The organism is Streptomyces africanus (genome assembly GCF_030816955.1).
Lineage (GTDB): Bacteria > Actinomycetota > Actinomycetes > Streptomycetales > Streptomycetaceae > Streptomyces > Streptomyces africanus.
Map to the genome: position 1 here is coordinate 542,016 of NZ_JAUSYP010000001.1, position 19,544 is coordinate 561,559.

Sequence of the window (19,544 nt, forward strand, 5' to 3'; positions counted from 1 at the left end):
GCCGGCCCCCACGGTCGGCTGCGGCCATCGGCGCTCACACCGCCGGAGCGCTGAACGGCGCTCCGGCGGAGGATCAGGCGGAGGACTCGTCCGGCGCCGGATGCTCGGGGTGGACGGTTCCCGAGCGCGGTTCGCCCTGCCGTCCCGTCCCCGCTTCGTCGGTGTCGGGGACGTCGTCGGCAGGCTCGTCGGCCTCGTCCTCGTCGTCCTTCCGGTCCTTGCCGGTGCCCGTGAAGCGCGGGGCGACCTCCCACGGGTCCTCGCCGGCGTCGGCCTGCTGGTCCGGCATGTCCCGCGGCACGGGGTCACCGTTCTCGCCGGGTCCTTCGAGGCGGTGGTCGGTCACGGCGTGCTCCCTTCACTGGTCCGGGCGCCACGCGAGTACCTCCGCGGTGACCTGAGAAACCTCAGCGCGGTGCCCGCTCCGGCAGGGTGTTCACGAGGTGAGCTCACAGGGAGGCCGGGACGCCCCCTCGATCTCGTCCAGGGCCGCGATCAGTTCCGGAGCGACCCTCTCCTGCACCCAGCGCTCCTGTTCCTCCCCGACCTCGCGCGGAATCGTCTCGGTGAGCATGATCAGGTACAGGTACGCGCGGTACAGGGCCAGCCGGAGGCGGGCGGGGGCGTCGAAACGGGCCCTGCCGTCGGCCTCCCGGTAGCCCGCCAGGAACGCCTCGTCCCGTTCGATGTCGCCCAGCAGCGCCAGGGAGACGAAGTCGGCCAGGGGGTCGCCCCAGAACATGCGCTCCCCGTCGATGAGGCCGCCGATGCGGGCGTCGCCGCCCGAGCGGTCGACCAGGATGTTGCCCCTCCACAGGTCGAAGTGCACGAGGCACGGGACGGTGACCTCGTCGAGGGCGTCGTACGCGGACCGGGCGGTACGGGCCACCGCGTCAACGGGGCGGGGCAGCCGCGCCCCGTAGCGCCGGGCGTCGTCGAGGACGGCGTCGAACATCGTCGTGAACGCGGTCCGCCAGTCGGGGGCCAGCGGGCCGAGGGCGCCGGAGGGATAGCCGAAGCCGGGGCCCGTCACGCGGTGCAGCAGGGCCGTCTGGCGGCCCAGCTCCGTGCGCAGCGCGGTCTGTTCCGCGTCGGTGAGCGAGCCGTCCCAGGAGTCGCCGGGGCAGGCCGTCATCAGCAGGAAGTCGTCCCCCATGGACACGAGCTGCGGTGCGGTGACTCCGGCGCGGGCGGCCGAGCGGTAGAACTCGGCCTCCGAGACGAGGAGCCGGCGCTCGTGGCGGAGGCCGGGGGTGGCCGCCGCGGGCGGGACCTTCAGCACGTAACGGGTGCCGTCGGTGAGGCGGAGTTCCTCGACGGTGTTGTACGTGCCGCCGGTCAGCGGGGCGAGGTGGGCGAGGCGGCCGGGGTCCAGGCCCGCCGCCTCCAGGATGTGCCGGGCCCGTTCCCAGGAGTCCACCACCGTGCGCCCACCTCGCCCTTCGCCTTCGGTCAGCCGGCCGCGTACACGTCCTCGACGTAACGCCCGTCCGCGACCAGCCCGTCGAGCCACTGTTCGGCGGCCGTCTCGTCGGCGCCCGGCGTGTGCTTGCGGTACAGGGTACGGAACGCCTCCCGCACTCCGGGCGCCATCCGCGAACCGTCCCCGCAGACGTACACCCGCGCCCCGGCGGTCAGCAGGGCCCAGACCTCCTCGGCCTCGGCGGCGATGCGGTGCTGCACGAACCGCACCTCGCCCTCGGGCGCCTCGCTGAAGGCGGGGCGGAGCGAGACGGCTCCGGCCCTCTCGGCGGCGCGCAGTTCGCCCGCGTGCAGGAAGTCGGCGTCGGGCGCGTCACAGCCGAAGTAGCAGACGGCCGGGGCGAGTTCGGCGCCTCCCGCGAGGGCCGCCGCGCGGTCGGCGATGGCGCCGCGGAACGGGGCGAGGCCGGTGCCGGCCGCGATCATGACGACCGGTGCGGATCCGCCGGTGGCGTCGATGCGGAAGGCCTCGCGGCACGGCTGCACGCGCGCGTACACCGTGTCGCCGGTCTGGAGGGTGGTGAGGTGTCCGGAGCCGGTGCCCCGGTAGAGGCCCCTGCCGGAGCGGGCCGGCGCCTCCAGCAGCGAGACCATCAGGTCCACGTGGCCGGGGTCGACGGCGGGCGAGGAGGAGATGGAGTAGTGGCGGGGGCGCAGCGGGGTGAGGAGGTCGAGGAGCTGCGGCCAGTTCAGGGCGCCGCGCAGGGCCGGGTGGTCCTCGAGGATCTCCACTAGGGTGCGCGGGTCGTCGGTGAGGGCGGCCAGAGCCGTGCGCTCCGGCGGGCAGGGGTTGGCGGCGGCGAGGGCGGCCAGCTGCCCGGCGCTGGGGCGCTCCTGCAGCTCCACGTGGTGGGTGAGGAGCTGCCGTACCGTCACGGGCCGGTCGACGGCGATGCCGTCGCGGCGCGGGCGGGTGGCGCGGATGTCCAGGACGGTGTCGAGGTCGGTGCCGAGCGCGGCGGCGGCGCGGGTGACGAGGTCCGGGGGGTTGGCGGGCAGCACGGTGAGGTGGTCGGCCGTGCGGTAGGTGACGCCGTCCGGGAGCGCGACGCGGAGGAACCGCTTGCGGCGTGTGTAGCCGGGCGCGGTGAGGTCGTACGCCTCGGTGACCCGCATGGGGACGAGCTCGTGCCGCTCGGCGAGGGCGTCCAGCGGGCCGCCGGTGAGGGTGCGGACCTCGTAGGCGGCCGTTGGCTCGGGCTCCGGGGTCGTGGCGTCCGGGTCTCCGTACCGCTCCAGCAGGGCGGTGCGGAGGTCCGCCGTGAACTCCCGGACGGTGCCGGTGAGGTCGCCGGAGGCGTCGGCGGCGGCGCGCTCCAGCAGCCGGGCGGCGCCGGACTCCGCGAGGCGCTCGTCGATGGAGGTGGGGACGTGCTGGTAGGTCGCGGCCCAGTTGCGGTCGCCGACGCCGAGGACGGTGTAGGTCACGCCGGACAGGTCGTGGGTCTCCTCCAGCCAGGCGGCGAAGGCGGTGGCGTCGTCGGTGGGGCGGCCGTTGTAGGAGGCGGCCGTGATGACGACGGGCCGGTCGGTGGGCAGGCCGCCCGCGTAGGCGTCCAGGGGTGCCACCTGGGTTTCGCAGCCGATCGCGGCGGCTTCGTCGGCGAGCTGGGCGGCGAAGTCGCGGCAGGTGCCGTAGTTGCTGCCGTGCAGGAAGAGGGCGGCGGTGCCGGGGCGGACGCGGGCGGGCAGGCCCTGCGGTTCGGCCGACCGGGAGTCCCGGACCGGGGCGGCGCCGGGCAGCGGCGCGTGGGCGCGGTCGGCGGGCGTGCGCGGGGTGAGCGTGAGGGTGAAGCCCTCGGGCTTGAGGGTGAGGGTCTCCTTGACGTGGAGCCGGTAGTCGGCGTGGTCGCTCAGCCGGTAGCGGTGGACGAGCATGGCCAGCAGCATCGTCGCCTCGTGCAGGGCGAACTGCCTTCCGATGCAGGCGCGTTCCCCGGTGCCGAACGGCTTGAAGGCGTGCACCGGGCGCTCGGCCTCCGCCTCGGCCGTGAAGCGGGAGGGGTCGAACAGCTCGGGGTTGTCGCCCCAGACGGGCCGGCGGTGCAGCATCGGCGTGAGCACCAGGGCGGACTGCCCGGCGCGCAGCGGGATGCGGCCGCCGAGCAGCGTGTCCTCGCGGGCCTCCCGGGAGAACACGGCGGCGGTGGGCCACAGCCGGAGCGCCTCGTTGAGGACCTGGCGGGTGTAGGTGAGCCGGCCGATCTCGTCGTACGCGGGCTCGGGGTCGGCCTGGTCGCCCCACAGCTCGTCGACCTCGCGCTGCACCAACTGGAGCGCGGTCGGGTGCTTGGCGAGGTAGTACAGGGCGAAGGACATGGCGCCGGAGGTGGTCTCGTGGCCGGCGATGAGGAAGGTGATGACCTGGTTGCGGATGTTGGCGGCGTCGAGGGTGCTGCCGTCGGCGGGGTGCTCGGCGGTGAGCATGAGGCCGAGCAGGTCGTCGGCCTGGCTCTGGTCGGTGCCGGTGCGGGCGGCGATGACCTCGTCGACGACCCGGGCGAGATAGGCGGAGTCCTCGCGGAAGGCCGCGTCCGCCGCCGAGTAGTCCCGGCCCGGGACACGGGCGAGGCGGGTCATGCTCCACTCCAGGCAGCGGACCATCGACTCGACGAAGGGGTGCGGCTCGGAACGCTCGAAGGAGCCGAAGTCGTAGCCGAATCCAGCGAGTCCGATGGTGTCGAGCGTCATGCGCGTCATGTCGCCGGGCACGTCGACGGGGTGTCCGGCGCGGGCGTCGCGGTCCCAGGACGCGATGAGCCTGCGGGCCACCTTCAGCATCACGGGGTGGTAGGTCCGCATGGAGCCGAGCGCGAAGGCGGGCATGAGGATGTCGTGCGCCTTGGCCCAGTTGGGCTCGTCGTTGTACGCGGTGAACAGGCCGTCGGCGGCGAATTCGCGGACGTTCTCCAGGCCGGGCCCGATGTGCTTGGCGAACCGCTGCTCGTCCGCGAGTTCGGCCACGAGGTCCAGGTCGCCCACGAACAGGGTGTCGCGTCCGTACAGCCGCCGCACGAACACCGGCCCGTGCTCGCGCATCAGGTCCATGGCCTGCTGGATGGGCGCGTCGCCGGGTCCGGTGCCGGAGATGTCGGCGACGGGGACGCCGGGGAGGCCGTCTTGCGGCCGGGGGGTCTGTGCGGTGGGGCGCATGACGCGGCAACTGCCTTTCGCGGTACGGAAGTACTGCGGTCCAGCGTGATCCACGGGACCCGGCGGGCCGTGCCGCGGCCCTACATGATTGTGTAGTACAAGCAGATGCGTCGCTCTTGCGCGGGGGCGACCCGGCGTGGCAGGAGAAGCTCGTGGACCAGGCCCGGCAGGAGGCCGTGACATGGCGCAACCGCGCCCTGCTCCTCTTCGACCGGGTCGCGATGCCGGTCGCGGTGTGCGATGTGTACGGCGCGGTGCTGCTGGCCAATCCGGCGATGGCCGCGGAGTGCGGTACGACGCCGGGGCGGCTGCGCGGCCGTGACGTCCTGGACCTGTTCAGCCCGCGGGAGGCCACGCAGGTGGAGCGCATCGCCCAGGCCCTGCGCCTGCGGCACCGCTCGCGCTACCAGGTGTCGGTCTGCTGGGAGGCACCCGGCGGCGCGGAGCGGTACGGGGAGCTGACGGCGGACCCGGTGAGCGACACGGTCGAGGACACACCGGCGCTGCTGGTGATGCTGCGCGTGGAGGGCGAGCGCGCCCCCTCCACCGCCCCGCCCGCCGAGCAGGCCCGGGTCACCCCCATGGAGGCCCGCATCCTGGCCCTGCTGGCCGCCGGCGCCACCACGGCCCGGGCCGCCCGCGAGACCGGCCTCACCACCGACGGCGTCACCTACCACCTGCGCCGCCTGTCCTCCCGCTGGCACGCCGCCAACCGCACCCAACTGGTGGCCCGCGCCTATGCGCTGGGGGTGCTCACCCCAGGGGTCTGGCCGCCACAGGCCCCGGCCGCGGAGTAGGCGGTGCCCGCTCCCTCCGGGGCTCCGAAGCGGGCGAGGGTGTGCCACACCTTCTTCAGGTCCTGCAGGTCGTACCGCCCCGTCCGGGCGGCGTCGCCGATGGCCCGCGGGTCGACGAGGCCGTCCCGGGCGATCCGCGCGCCCAGTTCGGCGTACTCCCGGCCGCGGTAGTCGGCGTGGCGCCGCAGTCCGGCCACCGTGATCCGGTAGCCGGGGTGCCACTCGACGGGGCAGGGCAGGCGCCGGGCCGCGGCCTCGACCGGTGTGCCGCGGTAGCAGGCGTCGAGCACCAGTGCCTCCACGTCCCGGGCGAGGTCCACGCCGCCGTGGACGTGCGCCTCGATGTAGTCGTCGAGGGCGTCCCGCTCGTCCGCCTCGGCCAGCGCGATGAGCGACATGCCGGCCGCCACGCCGAAGTCGGCCGGCTCGGCCGCGCTGTCGGGGTAGCAGAACGTGGCGCGGGTCAGGACGCCGGCGCGCAGCCGGAAGTGCGAGGAGCCGAAGCGCGGCGCCGCGCCGACCACTTGCCGACGGAAGTTCAGGGCGCCGTACACGGGCCGCTCCTGGGCGGCCGCCTCGTCGTACGCCCCGCCGAAGATCCGGCTCTCCCAGCGCCACCGGTCGCCGCCGGGGCGGGCCGTGAGGCCGCCGTTGCTGGTGCCGGTGACGAACTGCGAGTGGTAGGCGCCGTCCCGGGCGAGCGCCACGAGAACGGGCACCTCGCCCGCCGACCGATCCGGGTGGAAGTTCAGCGTGATCCGCGTTCGCGGATCGACGGCGGGTCCTGACGAGCCGCCCGCCACATGGCGCAGCGCCGCCCGTGCGCGCGCCGACGCGCCCTGAGGAAAATCCACTGGCTCCCCATTCGTCGATGCTTTTACCCTGAACCCCGAAACCTAGGGCCCCTAGGTTTCGCCGACGACGACCAGGAGCCCTCCCATGAGATCACTCACCGAACAGGACATCCGCAACTCGTTTGTCAACTGCTCCAAGGGAGAGGCCAAGCGTCTGACCGTCCCGCGGGACCTCGCCGAGCGGCCCTGGGACGATCTCGACTTCCTCGGGTGGCGGGATCCGGGGGCGCCCGACCGGAGTTATCTGGTCGCCGAGCGCGAGGGGCGGGTCGTCGGCCTGGCGATGCGGTTCCAGGCGGCGCAGCGGGGCTTTCTGCAGCGCAGCATGTGTTCGCTGTGCCTGACGACGCACCCCCGGGGCGGTGTGTCGCTGATGACCGCGCGCAAGGCGGGAGCGGCCGGACGTGAGGGCAACTCCGTCGGGGCGTACATGTGCACGGACCTCGCCTGCTCGCTGTACCTGCGCGGGAAGAAGGTGCCGGAGAACGGGACCCGCTTCGAGGAGAGCCTCACCCTGCAGGAGCAGATCGAGCGGACCCGGGGCCATCTGGCCGCCTTCCTCGACAAGGTGTACGCCTGAGGCCCTCGGTCGCCCGTGGTTTCCCTCGGCGTTAACGTCCTTCATGAACGCGTTCGATGCGCCAGGGAAGGGGAACAGCCCGAGGATGCGAGAGGTACGTGAGTGGACGGCGCACGCCAGGCGGATCCTGCACAAGCGCCGGGACCCGGTGGTCGTCCAGACGGTGCGGTCCGCGACCGCGGCGACGATCGCGTACGTCATCGCGCTGCGGCTGAGCCCCGAGCCGGCACCGCTCACCGCTCCCCTGACGGCACTGCTGGTCGTCCAGGTGACGCTGTACGCCACGCTCACCAACGGCTTCCGGCGGGTGAACGCCGTGGTGACCGGCGTCCTGGTCGCCATCGCGTTCAGCCTCCTGGTGGGCCTGACCTGGTGGAGCCTGGCGCTGCTCCTCGTGGCCTCGCTGGCCGTGGGACGGCTGGTCCGGGTGGAGGAGTACGTACCCGAGGTCGCGATCAGCGCGATGCTGGTGCTCGGCGTCACCACCGTCGGGGACACCGCCTGGGCCCGGGTGGTGGAGACGCTGATCGGCGCGGTCGTCGGGCTCGGCTGCAATCTGCTGCTGGCTCCTCCGGTGTGGGTGGAGGAGGCAGGCGAGTCGATCGAGGGGCTGGCGCGCCGGCTGCGGCAGCTGATGCTGCGCATGGGCGAGGAGGCCGCCGGCGGTACGCCCCCGGACCAGGCGGCGGAGCGGCTGCACGAGGCGCGGCGCCTGGACCACGACATCGTCGAGGTGGACGCGGCGCTCCGGCAGGCGGAGGACAGCCTGCGGCTCAACCCGCGCGTGCGGGAGGGCCTGCTGCACCGGGTGGTGCTGCGCACCGGCCTGGACACCCTGGAGATCTGCACGGTCGTCCTGCGCGTGCTCGCGCGCTCCTTCACGGACCTCGCGAAGGAGCGCGCGCCGGAGCCGCTGTTCGAGTCCGACACGGGCGCCGCGCTGGAGCAGCTGCTGTCCGAGATCGCCGACGCGGTGGTGAGTTTCGCGGTGCTGGTGACCACCCACCTCAGTGCGAGCGCCGAGTCGGCGGAGGAACGTCTCACCGCGGAACTGCGCACCGCGGCGGGCACCCGCGACAAGCTGGCCCTGCTGCTGCGCGAGGAGGCCGAGCGCGAGACGGAACACTGGCAGTTGCTCGGTGCCGTCCTGACGGAGGTCAACCGGATCCTCGACGAACTCGACACCGAGCACCGCACCCGGCGCCTGTTCGAGGAACTGGACCAGGTGTCGCGGGAGCAGCGCGTGCGGATGCCGCGCCTGACGCGGCTGCGGGAGCGCCTGGGCGTCCAGGAGCAGATGTGGCGGAACCGTACGGGGGTCGGCGAGCGTTCTCGCTGAGCGACCACCTGGAGTGGACCGCGCCCGCGCAACGCCCGGTGCCGTTGTTGCACCCGGCGGGTGATCCACGCCAAGGTGGCTGTCGCGGCGGGGACGAGTGACGACCTGAGGGGCGACATGGGCAGTGGTGGCTGGAGCAGGCGCCGGTTCGTCGGCGCGCTGGCGGGCGGAGCCGCCGCGGCGGCGCTGCCCGCCTGCGACGACGCGCCGGCGCCGACGCCCCCGACGGCTCCCGAGGCGAGCGTGAGCCCGTCCCGCGAGGCCCGGCGTCCGTCCGGCCCGCGCCCCCTCTACCTCGGCACCTACACCTCCGTCGAGGGCGGCGGCAAGGGCCTCGGCCTGGCCACGTACGACGCGGCGACGGGCCGGATCAGCGGCACGGGCACGCTCACCGGCGTCGGCAACCCGTCGTACCTCGCGATCCACCCGGACCGCCACACGCTGTACGCGGTGAACGAGCGCGACGACGGTGCCGTGACGGCCGTCCGGCTGTCCGACCGGAAGATCCTGGGCAGCCGGAGCACCGGCGGCGCGGGCCCCTGCCATCTGTCGGTGCATCCGGGCGGGCGCTGGCTGTTCAGCGCGAACTACGGCTCGGGCAGTGTGGCGGTGCATCCGATCGACGCCTCGGGCGGCCTCGGCGAGCGGACCGATCTCGTCCGGCACTCCCGTCCGGCACCGGGTCCGGGCCAGGAGGGTCCGCACGCCCACCAGGTCTTCACCAGCCCCGACGGCGGGCATGTGCTCGCCGTGGACCTGGGTACGGACACCGTCTACACGTACCGGTTCGACGAGAAGGCCGGCAGGCTCACCGAGGTCGCACAGGCGCGGACCCGGCCCGGTGCGGGCCCGCGTCACCTGACGTTCCACCCCGGCGGCCGGTACGCCTACCTCGCGAACGAGGTCGACAACACGGTGGCGGTCTGCGCCTACGACCCCGCCTCCGGTCGCGTCACGGTCGGTGAGCCGCAGTCCACGGGCACCGGTCCGGGCACCAGCTACCCGGCGCAGTTCCTGGTGACCCCGAACGGCCGTCACGCCTTCCTCGCCAACCGCGGCGACAACAGCCTCACACGCTACGCCGTCGAGGCGGACGGCGCCCGGCTCAAGCTGCTGGACACCGTGCCGGTGGGCGGGGACTTCCCGCGCCAGATCGCCCTCTCGCCGGAGGGGACGCTGCTGTTCGCGGCGAACCAGAAGTCCGGCACGGTGACCGTCTTCAGCGTGGACGGGGCGAGCGGCGCGCTGCGGCGCGCCGGTGAACCGTTTCCGTCACCGGTCGCCGTCTGTGCGCTGCCGCTGTAGGGCCCGCGGGCAGGCCGCGGCGGTCGCCTGGCCGAGCAGGGCGTGCATGCGCTCGGTGAGCTGCGCGACGTCGTCGGCGGGTGCGTGGAAGGCGAGCCGTACGTCGCCGTGGGCGCGGGCGCGTTCGATGCGCAGGGTCAGTCCGTGCCGGTCGACGGCGAGCGGCCGGACGCGGACCGCGCCGTGCAGGCTGTAGGAGTCGACGAGCCGGGTGAGCCGCTCGACCGCGTCCGCGTGGCAGTCGGCGAGGTGCGTCAGCAGCCGGGCCTCGGCCGCGGCGAGCGGGTCGGGCGTGGCAGCGGCGAAATCGTCGAGGTCGACGACCACGGCCCCGGACGGCTGCCGCAGCACCACGCGCGTGGCCCGGAAGGCCAGCCGGCTCTCCTCCTCGACGGTGAACCAGCCCGCGAGCCACAGCCGGGCGCGGATCCGGCTGCGCACGGGGACGGGCGCCACGTCGGCGAACTCCAGCACCGCGGACGGCTCGCCGCGGGGCGCGCAGATCGCGGCCCCGAGCAGGGCGCTGTCCCCGGGCACGTCCAACAGCACCCGGCCGTCCTCGGTCACCGTGTGCGCGCCGACCAGCTCCTCCCGCGTGCCTTCCGCGGTCACCGAGCAGGACCACGCCGCGGCGAGCACCGAGCGCGCCCGCTCCGCGGCGGCAGGGGCCGCCGTCCAGCTGTGGCTGCCGTCGTGGCTGTCGTCACCCATCCCAGACCTCCTTAGGTAAGCCTTGCCTAACTTACCGAAGATCTGAGCGTGAGCCAACCACGTCACGTGATCTTCACGAGGCCGTTCAGACAGTGAGAACACCCAGCAGGGCGCGCGCACACAGCTCACGCACCTGATCCCGGCTCAACTCCGTGCCGCGCAGCCACTCCAGACAGACGGACGTGGTGAACGCCAGCCAGCCGCGCACCGCGAGCCGCACCTCCGGCCGCTCCTCGAAGGCCGGGCCGAACTCGGGATCCTCGGCGAGCGCCGCGAGGATCTGCCGTTCCTGCGCGGCCAGGGCCCGCTGGTAGACCCGGCGCACCGCCTGGTCCCCGGCCGCGTCGGCACGGTGGAAGGCGCGGTAGCCGTGGGCGTGGGCCCGGACGTATTCCAGGAACGTGTCGAGGCCGCCCGCGAGCTGCTCGCGCACCGGGACGCCGGGCACCGCCGCCGTCATGCGCAGCATCCGCTCGCTCTCGCGCTCGACGACCGCCGCGAAGAAGTCCCGCTTGGTCGGGAAGTAGTGGTACAGCAGCCCGCGCGACACCCCGGCGATCTCCGCGACCTGCTCGATCCACACGTCGTCGTACGGACTCTCCGAGAACAGCCGCGCCCCGACCGACAGAAGCTGCTCCCGGCGCTCCTCGGTGCTGAGCCGGCGGCGCGTGCGCCCGCTCTGGTTCGCGGCCATGCCCGCACTGTACTTGACGCCGGTTCAACAACGGGACCAGACTGAACCGCGCTATTGAACCCACGTACAACACGTGCGAACCCACCGCTGTATCAAGGGAGATCGCGTCATGACGGAGGCGCCGACACGGGACGGGCTGCCGAAGGGGTTCCGCAGTGCCGAGCTGGGCTGGCCGGAGCTGGAGCGCATCCCGCACCCGCCGCACCGGATCCCGCTGCTCGGTGACGTGGTGGGCGTGAACCGCCGCACTCCCCTCCAGGACTCGCTGCGGTACGCCCGCGAACTGGGCCCGGTCTTCCGCCGGAAGGCCTTCGGCAAGGAGTTCGTGTTCGTGTGGGGCGCCCGGCACGCGGCCGACCTCGCGGACGAGGCGCGGTTCGCCAAGCATGTGGGGCTGGGCATAGCGAACCTGCGGCCGGTCGCCGGGGACGGCCTGTTCACGGCGTACAACCACGAGCCGAACTGGCAGCTGGCGCACGACGTGCTCGCCCCGGGGTTCAGCCGCGAGGCCATGGCCGGCTACCACCCGATGATGCTGGCCGTCGCCCGGCAGCTGACGGAGCACTGGGACCGGGCGGTGGCCTCGGGCCGGGCGGTGGACGTGCCCGGCGACATGACCAAGCTGACGCTGGAGACGATCGCGCGCACCGGCTTCGGCCATGACTTCGGGTCGTTCGAACGCTCACGGCCGCATCCCTTCGTGACCGCGATGGTCGGCACGCTGACGTACGCGCAGCGGCTCAACACGGTGCCCTTCCCGCTCGCTCCGCTCCTGCTGCGGAGCGCGAGCCGCCGCAACGCGGCCGACATCGCCCACCTCAACCGCACGGTCGACGAGCTGATCCGGGTCCGGCGCGCCACCGGGAGCGGAGACGGGGACCTGCTCGACCGGATGCTGGAGACGGCCCACCCCGAGACCGGGGAGCGGCTGGCGCTCCAGAACGTCCGCCGCCAGGTCATCACCTTCCTCATCGCCGGCCACGAGACGACCTCCGGGGCGCTCTCCTTCGCGCTGCACTACCTCTCCCGCCACCCCGAGGTCGCGGCCCGGGCCCGCGCCGAGGTGGACCGCGTCTGGGGCGACACGGCGGAACCGGCCTACGAGCAGGTGGCCCGGCTGCGCTACGTCCGCCGGGTGCTGGACGAGTCGCTGCGGCTGTGGCCCACCGCACCCGCCTTCGCCCGGGAGGCACGGGAGGACACGGTGCTCGCCGGGGAGCATCCCATGCGGCGCGGGGCGTGGGCGCTGGTGCTCACGCCGATGCTGCACCGGGACACCGAGGTGTGGGGCGCGGACGCCGAGCGGTTCGACCCGGACCGCTTCGAGGCGCAGGCCGTACGGTCCCGGGCCCCGCACACCTTCAAGCCGTTCGGGACGGGGGCGCGGGCCTGCATCGGGCGCCAGTTCGCCCTGCACGAGGCGACGCTGGTGCTCGGCCTGCTGCTGCGCCGCTACGAGCTGCGGCCCGACCCGGCGTACCGGCTGCGCGTGACCGAGCGGCTGACGCTGATGCCGGAGGGGCTGCGGCTGCACCCCGAGCGGCGGACGCCGGTGCGGGAGCCGGCCTCAGACCTGCGCTGTCCAGTGCCCGGGGCGGGTGACTGACGCGGGCAGCCGGGTCCCGGCACTCCCCCGGGCCGCGTTCAGCTGCGGCTGGGTGAGGAAGAACGCCCCGGTCAGGTCGGCGTCCGTGAGGTCCGCGTCGCGCAGGTCGGCACCGATCAGGTCCGCGTCCCGCAGGTCCGCGCCCGTGAGGTCGGCGGCGATGAGGTAGGCGCCGCGGAGGTTTGCACCGCGCAGGTCGGCCCCCTTGAGGCGGGCGCCCATGAGGTCCGCGCCCCGGCGGTTCTTCTTGCGGCCCTTGGTGCCGGCCCTGGCCAGCTCGCTCGTCCTCAGCAGCAGGACGTTGACCTCCTGGCGGTGCGCCGCCACGTCCAGTCCGGCGAGCTCCTCGGGGGTCAGCCCGGTCAGCTTCTCGGTCTTCTCCAGGGCCCTGCGCAGATCGGCGTGGACGGGACGGGCCGCGGGCAGGGCGAGCGCCTCGGTCAGGTACCACAGCAGCTCGTGCAGCTGGCGGACGACCGGGAAGACGTCGAACATGCGGCGGGCGTGCTCCGGCGGTCCGGACCGCCAGTCCCGGCCGCCGAAGGTGATCTGCGAGACCTGCTGCCCGGCGCCGAAGCAGTCGTAGACCGTGCAGCCGGTGAACCCCTTCTGCCGCAGCCTGGCGTGGATGCCGCAGCGGTGGTCGCTCTGCAGGTTGCGGCAGGGTGTGCCGGCGTCCTTGTCCACGGCGAAGTCGGCCGAGGCCGCGAACGGCAGGGCGACGCAGCACAGCCCGAAGCACCGCTCGCAGTCGCCGCGCAGTTCCGCCTGAGCGGCCTTGTGATCTCGCATGACGTTCAGCATACGAAACGAGGACTCGCCGACGTCGTGGCCTGCCCCGCCTCCCCGGTCATCTACTGAACAGTTCGAACGCCACCGCCGGCTTGCCCCCGAACCGCTCCCCGGTGGCCTCGGCGTGCCGGGTGAGGAAGCCGCGGACGTAGGTCTCCGGGTCCTCGTCGGTCAGGGCCTCGATGTAGGTGCGGTGTTCCAGCAGTGAGCGCACCGCGCGTTCCATGCCGGACGTCGCGTCGACCGCGTGCGTGGGGCTGCTGGAACCGGCGACGGCGACCCAGCGCACGCCGTCCCACGGCTGAAGGCCCTGCTCGGTGAGCTCCGGGAAGATCCACCGGTTGCCGGCGTCGCCGGCCGCGTCGAGCGTGGCCCGGCCGACCGCCACGTGGTCCGGGGTGTTCCAGGCGACGCCGCCCCAGGTGTCCCGGTGGTTGAGCGTGATGACCAGCTCGGGCCGGTGCCGGCGGATCGCGGCGGCGATGTCGCGGCGCAGGGCGGTGCCGTACTCGATGACACCGTCCTTGTGGTCGAGGAACTCCACGGCCGACACGCCGACCACCGCCGCGCTCGCCAGCTGTTCACGCTCCCGCAGCGGACCGCACCGCTCGGGCTCCAGTGTGTCGATGCCCGCCTCGCCCCGGGTCGCCAGCACGTAGGCGACCTCGCGGCCCTCGTCGGTCCAGGCCGCGATCGCCGCAGAGCAGCCGTACTCGAGGTCGTCGGGGTGGGCCACGACCGCGAGGGCACGCCGCCAGTCGCCGGGCATGGGCTGGAGTTGAGTGGTCGTCATGCCCGCAGACTAATCCGCGCCGCCGACATCACCACGTCTCCGGGCGCCCTCACGCCTCGTTCCGCACCAGCTCCAGCAGCCGGTCGAGGACCCGTTGGCCGCCGGTCCGGACGCCGTCGTGCTCGAACTCGTCCGTGACCCAGGTGCGCAGGCCGCGGATGGCGCGGGCGGTGCGCAGCGAGTGGGCCGTGTCGACGTACATGTCGTCGTGGAAGACGGCGGCGACGACGGGTACGTCATTGGCGGCGAGGCGGGCCGGATCGTACAGGGGTGTCCAGTCGGTACGGGCGGCGAGCAGGTCGGCCGTCTCGCGCAGGGGGCGCAGCGCCGGGTCGCAGTCGAACATCCAGGGGTGGATCGACTCGCCGGTGAACAGCAGCGGTTCGTCTCCTGCGAGGGCCTTCGCTGCGTCGAACTGCGGGAACTCGGCGCGCACCCGCTCCGCCGACCAGGCGGTGGGCCGGGCGTCCTGGCCGTAGATGGCCTCGTGGATGAGGGCGTACAGCGGGTGGCGGGCGTAGGACAGCATGCCCTGCGCCTGCTCCTGGAACGCGTCGGAGAGCGTGAAGCCCTGCGGGGTGCGGACGAAGGCGTTCTCCAGGAGGTAGTGGAGGCGGTGGGTGCCGTCGCCGGTGCCGAGGACGATGCCGAGGGACTGGAAGGCCTCGACGGTGAACCGGTAGCCGTTCGGCAGGACCACGTCGTGCGTCAGGAGGTGGTCGGCGATCCGGCGGGCGCGTTCGGCGTCCTGCGGGTAGCGGGCGTAGTGCGCGGTGACCTTGCGTTCGATGCGCGGGAAGGCGGCCCGGTAGACGTCGTCGGCGTGGGCGTCCAGGGAGGGCAGTCCGCCCGTGATCACGGCGGTGGCCAGGCCCTCGGGCGCCAGGGACAGGTAGGTGGTCAGGCAGAAGCCGCCGAAGCTCTGGCCGAGGACGGTCCAGGGGGCGCCGCCGGTGACCTGCGCGCGGATGGCCTCGCAGTCCCGGACGATCGAGTCGGCCCGGAAGTGGGTGAGGTAGTCGGCCTGCTCGGCGGGGCCGCCGCGCAGCGGGAGCGTCTGCCGGTTGGCGGGCGTGCTGTGGCCGGTGCCGCGCTGGTCGAGGAGGAGCACGCGGTACTCCTTCAGCGCGCGGCCGAGCCAGCCGGGCCTGCCGACGGAGCGGTCCGCGCCGAAGCCGGGCCCGCCCTGGAGGTAGAGCAGCCACGGCAGGTCCTGGTGCGCCTTGTCGCTCGCGACGACCTCGCGCGCGTACAGCTCGATCGTCTCGCCCCCGGGGCGGCCGTGGTCGAGGGGGACGGTGAAGCGGCGGTCGGTGAGGACGACTCCGGGCTGACGGTAGCTGAAGGTCAACAGGGCTCCCGGGACGGACGGATTTTCGGACCGCGTCCCAGTTCATCACAGCGGGCGTCCGCGGGTGGCCCCTTCGGATCATGAAATCTTCCTGAACGGCGGTTCAGGCTCAGCGGGCGGACAGACTGGAGCGGCGGACCACCAGCTCCGGCTGGAGGACGACCCTCCGGTGCTCGTGCGGCCGGGCCGGGCCGTCCTCCTCCGTCTCCTCCAGGAGCAGGTCGGCCGCCATGGCGCCCATGGTGACGGCGGGCTGCCGTACCGAGGTGAGGGGGACGGCGGCGGCCGCCGCGAACTCGATGTCGTCGTAGCCGACGATGGCGAGGTCGTCCGGGACGCCGACACCGGCCGCGTACATGGCCTGGAGGACACCGAGCGCCAGCAGGTCGTTGGCGCAGAACACGGCGGTCGGCCGGTCGGCGAGGCCGAGCAGGCGGGCGCCGGCGTCCCGGCCGGCGGCGACGTCGAGCCGTTCGGTGGGCAGCTCGCGCAGCGCGTCGGGGCCGAGCCCGGCCTCCGAGAGCGCTTCGAGGGCGCCGGTGCGCCGGTCGCGGACCTGGTTGAGGCCGGGCGGGCCGCTGACGTAGGCGATGGAGCGGTGCCCGGCGTCGACGAGATGGCGTACGGCCAGGGCGCCGCCCGCGACGTCGTCGACGGAGACGGAGCACTCGGTGGTGCCCTCGGCGACCCGGTCGACCAGGACGAACGGGATGCCGTGCCGGCGGAACGCCTCTATGTTGCGGCCCGTGGCGTCGGCCGGGGTGAGCAGCACACCGCGCACGCGCTGCTCGGCGAAGAGCGACAGGTACTCGGCCTCCTCGCCCGGGCTCTGGGCGCTGTTGCAGACCATCACGCCGAGCCCGGCCTGCCGTGCGGCGCGTTCGGCACCGCGGGCCACATCGACGAAGAAGGGGTTGCCCATGTCGAGGACGAGCAGCCCCATGATGCGGCTGCGGCCCGCGCGCAGCTGGCGCGCGGACTCGCTGCGGACGTAGCCGAGCCGGTCTATCGCGGACAGCACGCGGGCCCGGGTCTCGGTGGCGACCGTGTCCGGGCGGTTGATCACGTTCGACACCGTGCCGACGGAGACTCCGGCGGCGCGGGCGACGTCCTTGATACCCACCGACTGGGCCATCGGGCAGGGACCTCCAGGGGGAGACGAGGGGGCGGCGGCCGGGGCGGCTTCACATTACGGCACGCCGCCCCGGGAACCGGGCGCGGTCAGGCGGGCAGCCGGAAGTCGACGACGTGCAGCGCCGAGGGCGTCGTACCGCTGGACTTCTCCTGGTACATGAAGGACAGCACCCCGTCCTGCGCGACGCGCGTCTCGTCGATGACGACCTCGCCGAAGGCGTTGAGGCCGCTGCCGTCGAACAGGATCTTCCAGTCGGTGTAGCCGGAGGCCGCCGAGGCGCCGGCGATCCGCCCGAAGGGGAAGATGGCGTAGGCGTTGTCGTACTTGTCCAGGATCAGCTTGGTGCGCTGGCTGGAGTTCAGCGGGACCGGGATCTCGGTCTTCTGCCAGGAGCCCGAGGCGTTCTTGCGGACGTGGAAGGCGCGTCCGTTGGCGGTGCGGTCGGCCACGTAGTCCGTGGTGCACTGACCGAAGCGGCCCGGGACGTAGGAGATGATCGCGTGCGGCCGGCCCGCCGAGTCGGTGAACTGGCTCTCCTGGTTCATCAGGGAGTGGTCCGGGTTGAGCGGGTCGACGACCAGGCCGGCGTCGGTCACGGACACCTTGTCGGAGCCGCCGGTGACGCCGACGACGGTGCCGGCGTTGTTGCGCCAGGTGCGGCCGCGGTCGTCGGAGTAGACGTAGCCGGTGTCGTGGTTCGTGATGCCGCCGCTGTTGCACATCACGGCGCCGTTCTGCTCGCGCCAGGTGAAGAAGGAGTGCAGCCGGCCGTTCCGGTCGTAGTCGATGCCGTGCAAGTACATGTTGCGGGCGGTCGAGGAGCCGTGCTCGCTGGTGTACGTGCCGGTGGAGCCGGACCACTCCCCCAGGTTGGTCCACTTGGTGCCGTCGTACTCGGCGAGCGCGTTGCGGCCGTTTCCGGAGACGGCGACACGGTAGCTCAGCTGGAGCTTGCCGTCGGGCGTCGATATGAACTGCGGGTAGGTGAACTGCGAGGTCAGCGCGAGGCCGTCCAGGGTGGACTGGGGCGCGCCGAAGCGGCTCGCGGTCCAGCTCAGCCCGCCCGGGTTGTCCATGAGCCCGGCGGCCGACTTGACGTAGGTGAAGCCGTCGCTGTGGGAGTCCATGTTGAGGTGCAGCCGGCCGTCGGCCTTGGAGACGCCCATGGAGATGACGTTGTGGGAGTCGTCGGCCTTGAGGGTGTGACCGACCTTGACCGTCGACCAGGTGCTGCCGCCGAGTACCCGTCGTCCGACGACGGCGTTGCGGTCGGCGGTGTACCAGACGGCGTACTGGTAGCCCTTGTAGGTCAGCAGACCGTTCTTCTGGAACGAGTTGTTGTTGACCAGGCCGTCGTACGACACGAAGAAGACGGCCTGGCTGTCGAGGGTCGTGGTGCCCGTCCGGGTGACGGAGGGCCCGGGGTCGGCGGCCCGCGCGGTGCCGGAGGCGAGCGCGGGGGTCACCACGGCTCCCGCGAAGGCCGCGGCCAGCAACGTACGTCTGCGCATCTCATGAACTCCATTGTTCAGGCGAGGTGGAACACTTCGGTGAGCGGTTTCATGGCCTCGTCGGGCCGGGCGCCGTCCAGCGACTCGAAGAACGGCGCCATCTCCGCCTGCCAGCGGGCGTTGACGTCGGTGGCTTCCATTCCGGCCTGGGCGGCCGCGAAGTCCTCGGTCTCCAGGTAGCCGACGAGGAGTCCGTCCTCGCGCAGGAAGAGCGAGTAGTTGTGCCAGCCGGTCGCCTTCAGGGCGTCGAGCATCTCGGGCCACACGGCGGCGTGCCGCTCGCGGTACTCGTCGAGGCGGTCCGCCCGGACCTTCAGCAGGAAGCACACGCGCTGCATCAACAACCCTCCGGGTATCAGAAGTTGAACTGGTCGATGTTCTTGGCGTCGAACACGGTCGGCTTGCCGAGGCTGATCACGCCGTCCTTGCCGATGGTGTACTCGCCCATGGAGCCGGCCTTGAAGGTCTCGCCCTCCTTGCCGGTGATCTGCCCGGAGGACAGGGCGACGGCGGTACGGGCGGCCAGCTCGCCGAGCTTCGCCGGGTCCCACAGCTCGAACGCCTCGACGGTGCCGTTCTTGACGTACTTGCGCATGTCGTTGGGGGTGCCGAGGCCGGTCAGCTTGACCTTGCCCTTGTACTTGGAGCCCGACAGGTACTGGGCGGCGGCCTTGATGCCGACGGTGGTCGGGGAGATGATCCCCTTCAGGTTCGGGTACTCCTGGAGCAGGCCCTGGGTCTGCTGGAAGGACTGCTGGGCATCGTCGTTGCCGTACGCGGTCTTCACCAGCTTCATGTTCTTGTACTCGGGCTTCTTCAGCTCGTCCTTCATGAAGTCGATCCACGTGTTCTGGTTCGTCGCGGTCTGCGCGGCGGACAGGATCGCGATCTCGCCCTTGTAGCCGATCTGCTTGGCGAGCAGCTGCACTTCGGTGCGGCCCAGGTCCTCGGCGGAGGCCTGCGAGACGAAGGCGTTGCGGCAGTCGGCGGTGGTGTCCGAGTCGTACGTGACGACCTTGATGCCGTTCTTCATGGCCTGCTTCAGCGCGGTGCACAGGGCGCCCGGGTCCTGCGCGGAGACGGCCATCGCGTCGACCTGCTGCTGGGTGAGCGTGTTGACGTAGCTGACCTGCCCGGAGGTGTCGGTCGCGCTGGACGGGCCGACCTCCTTGTAGCTGGAGCCCAGCTCCTTCAGCGCCTTCTCGCCGCCCTTGTCGGCGGAGGTGAAGTACGGGTTGTTGACCTGCTTGGGCAGGAACCCGACGGTGAGGCCCTTCTTGGTGGCCGCGTTCGGGTCGGCCTTGCCGGCGGTGGCGGCGGACCCGCCCTCGTTCGCGACGTCCTTCTTGGTGGTGCCCCCGCCGCAGGCGGTGAGCGCCAGGGCGAGCGAGGTGGCGGTGGCGAGGGCCGCGCAGCTGCGGCGGAGGGTCGACTTGCGCAT

The 19,544-nt window shown here is 72.7% G+C and carries 18 protein-coding genes; 5 read left to right on the forward strand and 13 right to left on the reverse strand.

Translation table 11 applies throughout. From position 1 onward, the window contains the following. Nucleotides 1–73: 73 nt before the first annotated feature. From QF034_RS02800 to QF034_RS02810, 3 genes are all read right to left on the reverse strand, one after another. Nucleotides 74–346: a hypothetical protein gene (locus QF034_RS02800; protein ID WP_086565192.1), complete on the reverse strand. Its 273-nt coding sequence runs from the start codon at nucleotides 344–346 to the stop codon at nucleotides 74–76. A gap of 90 nt (nucleotides 347–436) precedes the next feature. After that, nucleotides 437–1,423, reverse strand: a complete 987-nt coding sequence (locus QF034_RS02805) for a phosphotransferase family protein (RefSeq protein ID WP_307173378.1) — start codon at nucleotides 1,421–1,423, stop codon at nucleotides 437–439. Between the two features lie 29 nt (nucleotides 1,424–1,452). After that, nucleotides 1,453–4,635 carry a cytochrome P450 gene (locus QF034_RS02810; RefSeq protein ID WP_307173379.1) on the reverse strand — a complete coding sequence of 1,061 codons (3,183 nt, stop codon included), beginning with the start codon at nucleotides 4,633–4,635 and terminating at the stop codon, nucleotides 1,453–1,455. Nucleotides 4,636–4,787: 152 nt separating this feature from the next. On the opposite strand from QF034_RS02810, the gene QF034_RS02815 reads away from it, so the two are divergent. Next, nucleotides 4,788–5,432 (forward strand): PAS domain S-box protein, encoded by a 645-nt coding sequence (locus QF034_RS02815; RefSeq protein WP_307173380.1) that lies wholly within the window; start codon nucleotides 4,788–4,790, stop codon nucleotides 5,430–5,432. Here the strand turns inward: QF034_RS02815 and QF034_RS02820 are convergent. Beyond that, complete coding sequence (locus QF034_RS02820; protein WP_307173381.1) at nucleotides 5,372–6,286, reverse strand: DUF3626 domain-containing protein; 915 nt, start codon at nucleotides 6,284–6,286, stop codon at nucleotides 5,372–5,374. The two genes, QF034_RS02815 and QF034_RS02820, sit on opposite strands and share 61 nt — an antisense overlap. 85 nt (nucleotides 6,287–6,371) lie before the next feature. Between QF034_RS02820 and QF034_RS02825 the strand changes: the two genes are divergently transcribed. The 3 genes from QF034_RS02825 to QF034_RS02835 all read left to right on the forward strand — a co-directional run bounded on the left by QF034_RS02825 (nucleotide 6,372) and on the right by QF034_RS02835 (nucleotide 9,510). Then, nucleotides 6,372–6,866 (forward strand): FBP domain-containing protein, encoded by a 495-nt coding sequence (locus QF034_RS02825; protein ID WP_307173382.1) that lies wholly within the window; start codon nucleotides 6,372–6,374, stop codon nucleotides 6,864–6,866. 85 nt (nucleotides 6,867–6,951) lie between these two features. Next, nucleotides 6,952–8,205, forward strand: a complete 1,254-nt coding sequence (locus QF034_RS02830; protein WP_307173383.1) for an FUSC family protein — start codon at nucleotides 6,952–6,954, stop codon at nucleotides 8,203–8,205. A gap of 117 nt (nucleotides 8,206–8,322) precedes the next feature. Beyond that, nucleotides 8,323–9,510 (forward strand): lactonase family protein, encoded by a 1,188-nt coding sequence (locus tag QF034_RS02835; protein ID WP_307179784.1) that lies wholly within the window; start codon nucleotides 8,323–8,325, stop codon nucleotides 9,508–9,510. Here QF034_RS02835 and QF034_RS02840 read toward each other — a convergent pair. Both QF034_RS02840 and QF034_RS02845 read right to left on the reverse strand, forming a co-directional pair. Beyond that, complete coding sequence (locus QF034_RS02840) at nucleotides 9,478–10,221, reverse strand: DUF2470 domain-containing protein (RefSeq protein ID WP_307173384.1); 744 nt, start codon at nucleotides 10,219–10,221, stop codon at nucleotides 9,478–9,480. The genes QF034_RS02835 and QF034_RS02840 overlap by 33 nt on opposite strands. A gap of 85 nt (nucleotides 10,222–10,306) precedes the next feature. Next, nucleotides 10,307–10,915: a TetR/AcrR family transcriptional regulator gene (locus QF034_RS02845; RefSeq protein ID WP_307173385.1), complete on the reverse strand. Its 609-nt coding sequence runs from the start codon at nucleotides 10,913–10,915 to the stop codon at nucleotides 10,307–10,309. A 109-nt stretch (nucleotides 10,916–11,024) separates the two neighbouring features. On the opposite strand from QF034_RS02845, the gene QF034_RS02850 reads away from it, so the two are divergent. Continuing rightward, on the forward strand, nucleotides 11,025–12,521 hold the full coding sequence (locus tag QF034_RS02850) for a cytochrome P450 (RefSeq protein WP_307173386.1): 1,497 nt from the start codon (nucleotides 11,025–11,027) through the stop codon (nucleotides 12,519–12,521). Here QF034_RS02850 and QF034_RS02855 read toward each other — a convergent pair. The 7 genes from QF034_RS02855 to rhaS form a co-directional block, all read right to left on the reverse strand. Next, a complete protein-coding gene (locus QF034_RS02855) occupies nucleotides 12,483–13,325 on the reverse strand; it encodes a pentapeptide repeat-containing protein (protein ID WP_307173387.1) in 843 nt (280 codons plus the stop codon). The two genes, QF034_RS02850 and QF034_RS02855, sit on opposite strands and share 39 nt — an antisense overlap. 46 nt (nucleotides 13,326–13,371) lie before the next feature. Further along, the gene (locus tag QF034_RS02860) at nucleotides 13,372–14,106 is read right to left on the reverse strand and encodes a PIG-L deacetylase family protein (RefSeq protein WP_307173388.1); all 735 of its coding nucleotides are present in this window, start codon (nucleotides 14,104–14,106) and stop codon (nucleotides 13,372–13,374) included. Between the two features lie 49 nt (nucleotides 14,107–14,155). Further along, nucleotides 14,156–15,457, reverse strand: coding sequence for an alpha/beta fold hydrolase (locus QF034_RS02865; protein WP_307173389.1), 1,302 nt, complete (start codon nucleotides 15,455–15,457; stop codon nucleotides 14,156–14,158). Nucleotides 15,458–15,566: 109 nt separating this feature from the next. After that, complete coding sequence (locus QF034_RS02870) at nucleotides 15,567–16,592, reverse strand: LacI family DNA-binding transcriptional regulator (protein ID WP_307173390.1); 1,026 nt, start codon at nucleotides 16,590–16,592, stop codon at nucleotides 15,567–15,569. An 86-nt stretch (nucleotides 16,593–16,678) separates the two neighbouring features. Beyond that, complete coding sequence (locus QF034_RS02875) at nucleotides 16,679–18,103, reverse strand: BNR repeat-containing protein (protein WP_307173391.1); 1,425 nt, start codon at nucleotides 18,101–18,103, stop codon at nucleotides 16,679–16,681. A gap of 17 nt (nucleotides 18,104–18,120) precedes the next feature. Continuing rightward, nucleotides 18,121–18,441 (reverse strand): L-rhamnose mutarotase, encoded by a 321-nt coding sequence (locus tag QF034_RS02880; RefSeq protein ID WP_020272132.1) that lies wholly within the window; start codon nucleotides 18,439–18,441, stop codon nucleotides 18,121–18,123. A 17-nt stretch (nucleotides 18,442–18,458) separates the two neighbouring features. Next, a complete protein-coding gene (rhaS, locus tag QF034_RS02885) occupies nucleotides 18,459–19,544 on the reverse strand; it encodes a rhamnose ABC transporter substrate-binding protein (RefSeq protein WP_307173392.1) in 1,086 nt (361 codons plus the stop codon).

Bases quoted from the DNA above. Each gene is read 5' to 3' on its own strand.
- QF034_RS02835 (WP_307179784.1), top strand. From the start codon at position 8,323: ATGGGCAGTGGTGGCTGGAGCAGGCGCCGGTTCGTCGGCGCGCTGGCG.
- QF034_RS02810 (WP_307173379.1), bottom strand. From the start codon at position 4,635: ATGCGCCCCACCGCACAGACCCCCCGGCCGCAAGACGGCCTCCCCGGC.
- QF034_RS02840 (WP_307173384.1), bottom strand. From the start codon at position 10,221: ATGGGTGACGACAGCCACGACGGCAGCCACAGCTGGACGGCGGCCCCT.
- QF034_RS02880 (WP_020272132.1), bottom strand. From the start codon at position 18,441: ATGCAGCGCGTGTGCTTCCTGCTGAAGGTCCGGGCGGACCGCCTCGAC.
- QF034_RS02850 (WP_307173386.1), top strand. From the start codon at position 11,025: ATGACGGAGGCGCCGACACGGGACGGGCTGCCGAAGGGGTTCCGCAGT.
- QF034_RS02825 (WP_307173382.1), top strand. From the start codon at position 6,372: ATGAGATCACTCACCGAACAGGACATCCGCAACTCGTTTGTCAACTGC.
- QF034_RS02875 (WP_307173391.1), bottom strand. From the start codon at position 18,103: ATGCGCAGACGTACGTTGCTGGCCGCGGCCTTCGCGGGAGCCGTGGTG.
- QF034_RS02860 (WP_307173388.1), bottom strand. From the start codon at position 14,106: ATGACGACCACTCAACTCCAGCCCATGCCCGGCGACTGGCGGCGTGCC.
- QF034_RS02830 (WP_307173383.1), top strand. From the start codon at position 6,952: ATGCGAGAGGTACGTGAGTGGACGGCGCACGCCAGGCGGATCCTGCAC.
- QF034_RS02855 (WP_307173387.1), bottom strand. From the start codon at position 13,325: ATGCTGAACGTCATGCGAGATCACAAGGCCGCTCAGGCGGAACTGCGC.
- QF034_RS02870 (WP_307173390.1), bottom strand. From the start codon at position 16,592: ATGGCCCAGTCGGTGGGTATCAAGGACGTCGCCCGCGCCGCCGGAGTC.
- rhaS (WP_307173392.1), bottom strand. From the start codon at position 19,544: ATGCGCAAGTCGACCCTCCGCCGCAGCTGCGCGGCCCTCGCCACCGCC.
- QF034_RS02845 (WP_307173385.1), bottom strand. From the start codon at position 10,915: ATGGCCGCGAACCAGAGCGGGCGCACGCGCCGCCGGCTCAGCACCGAG.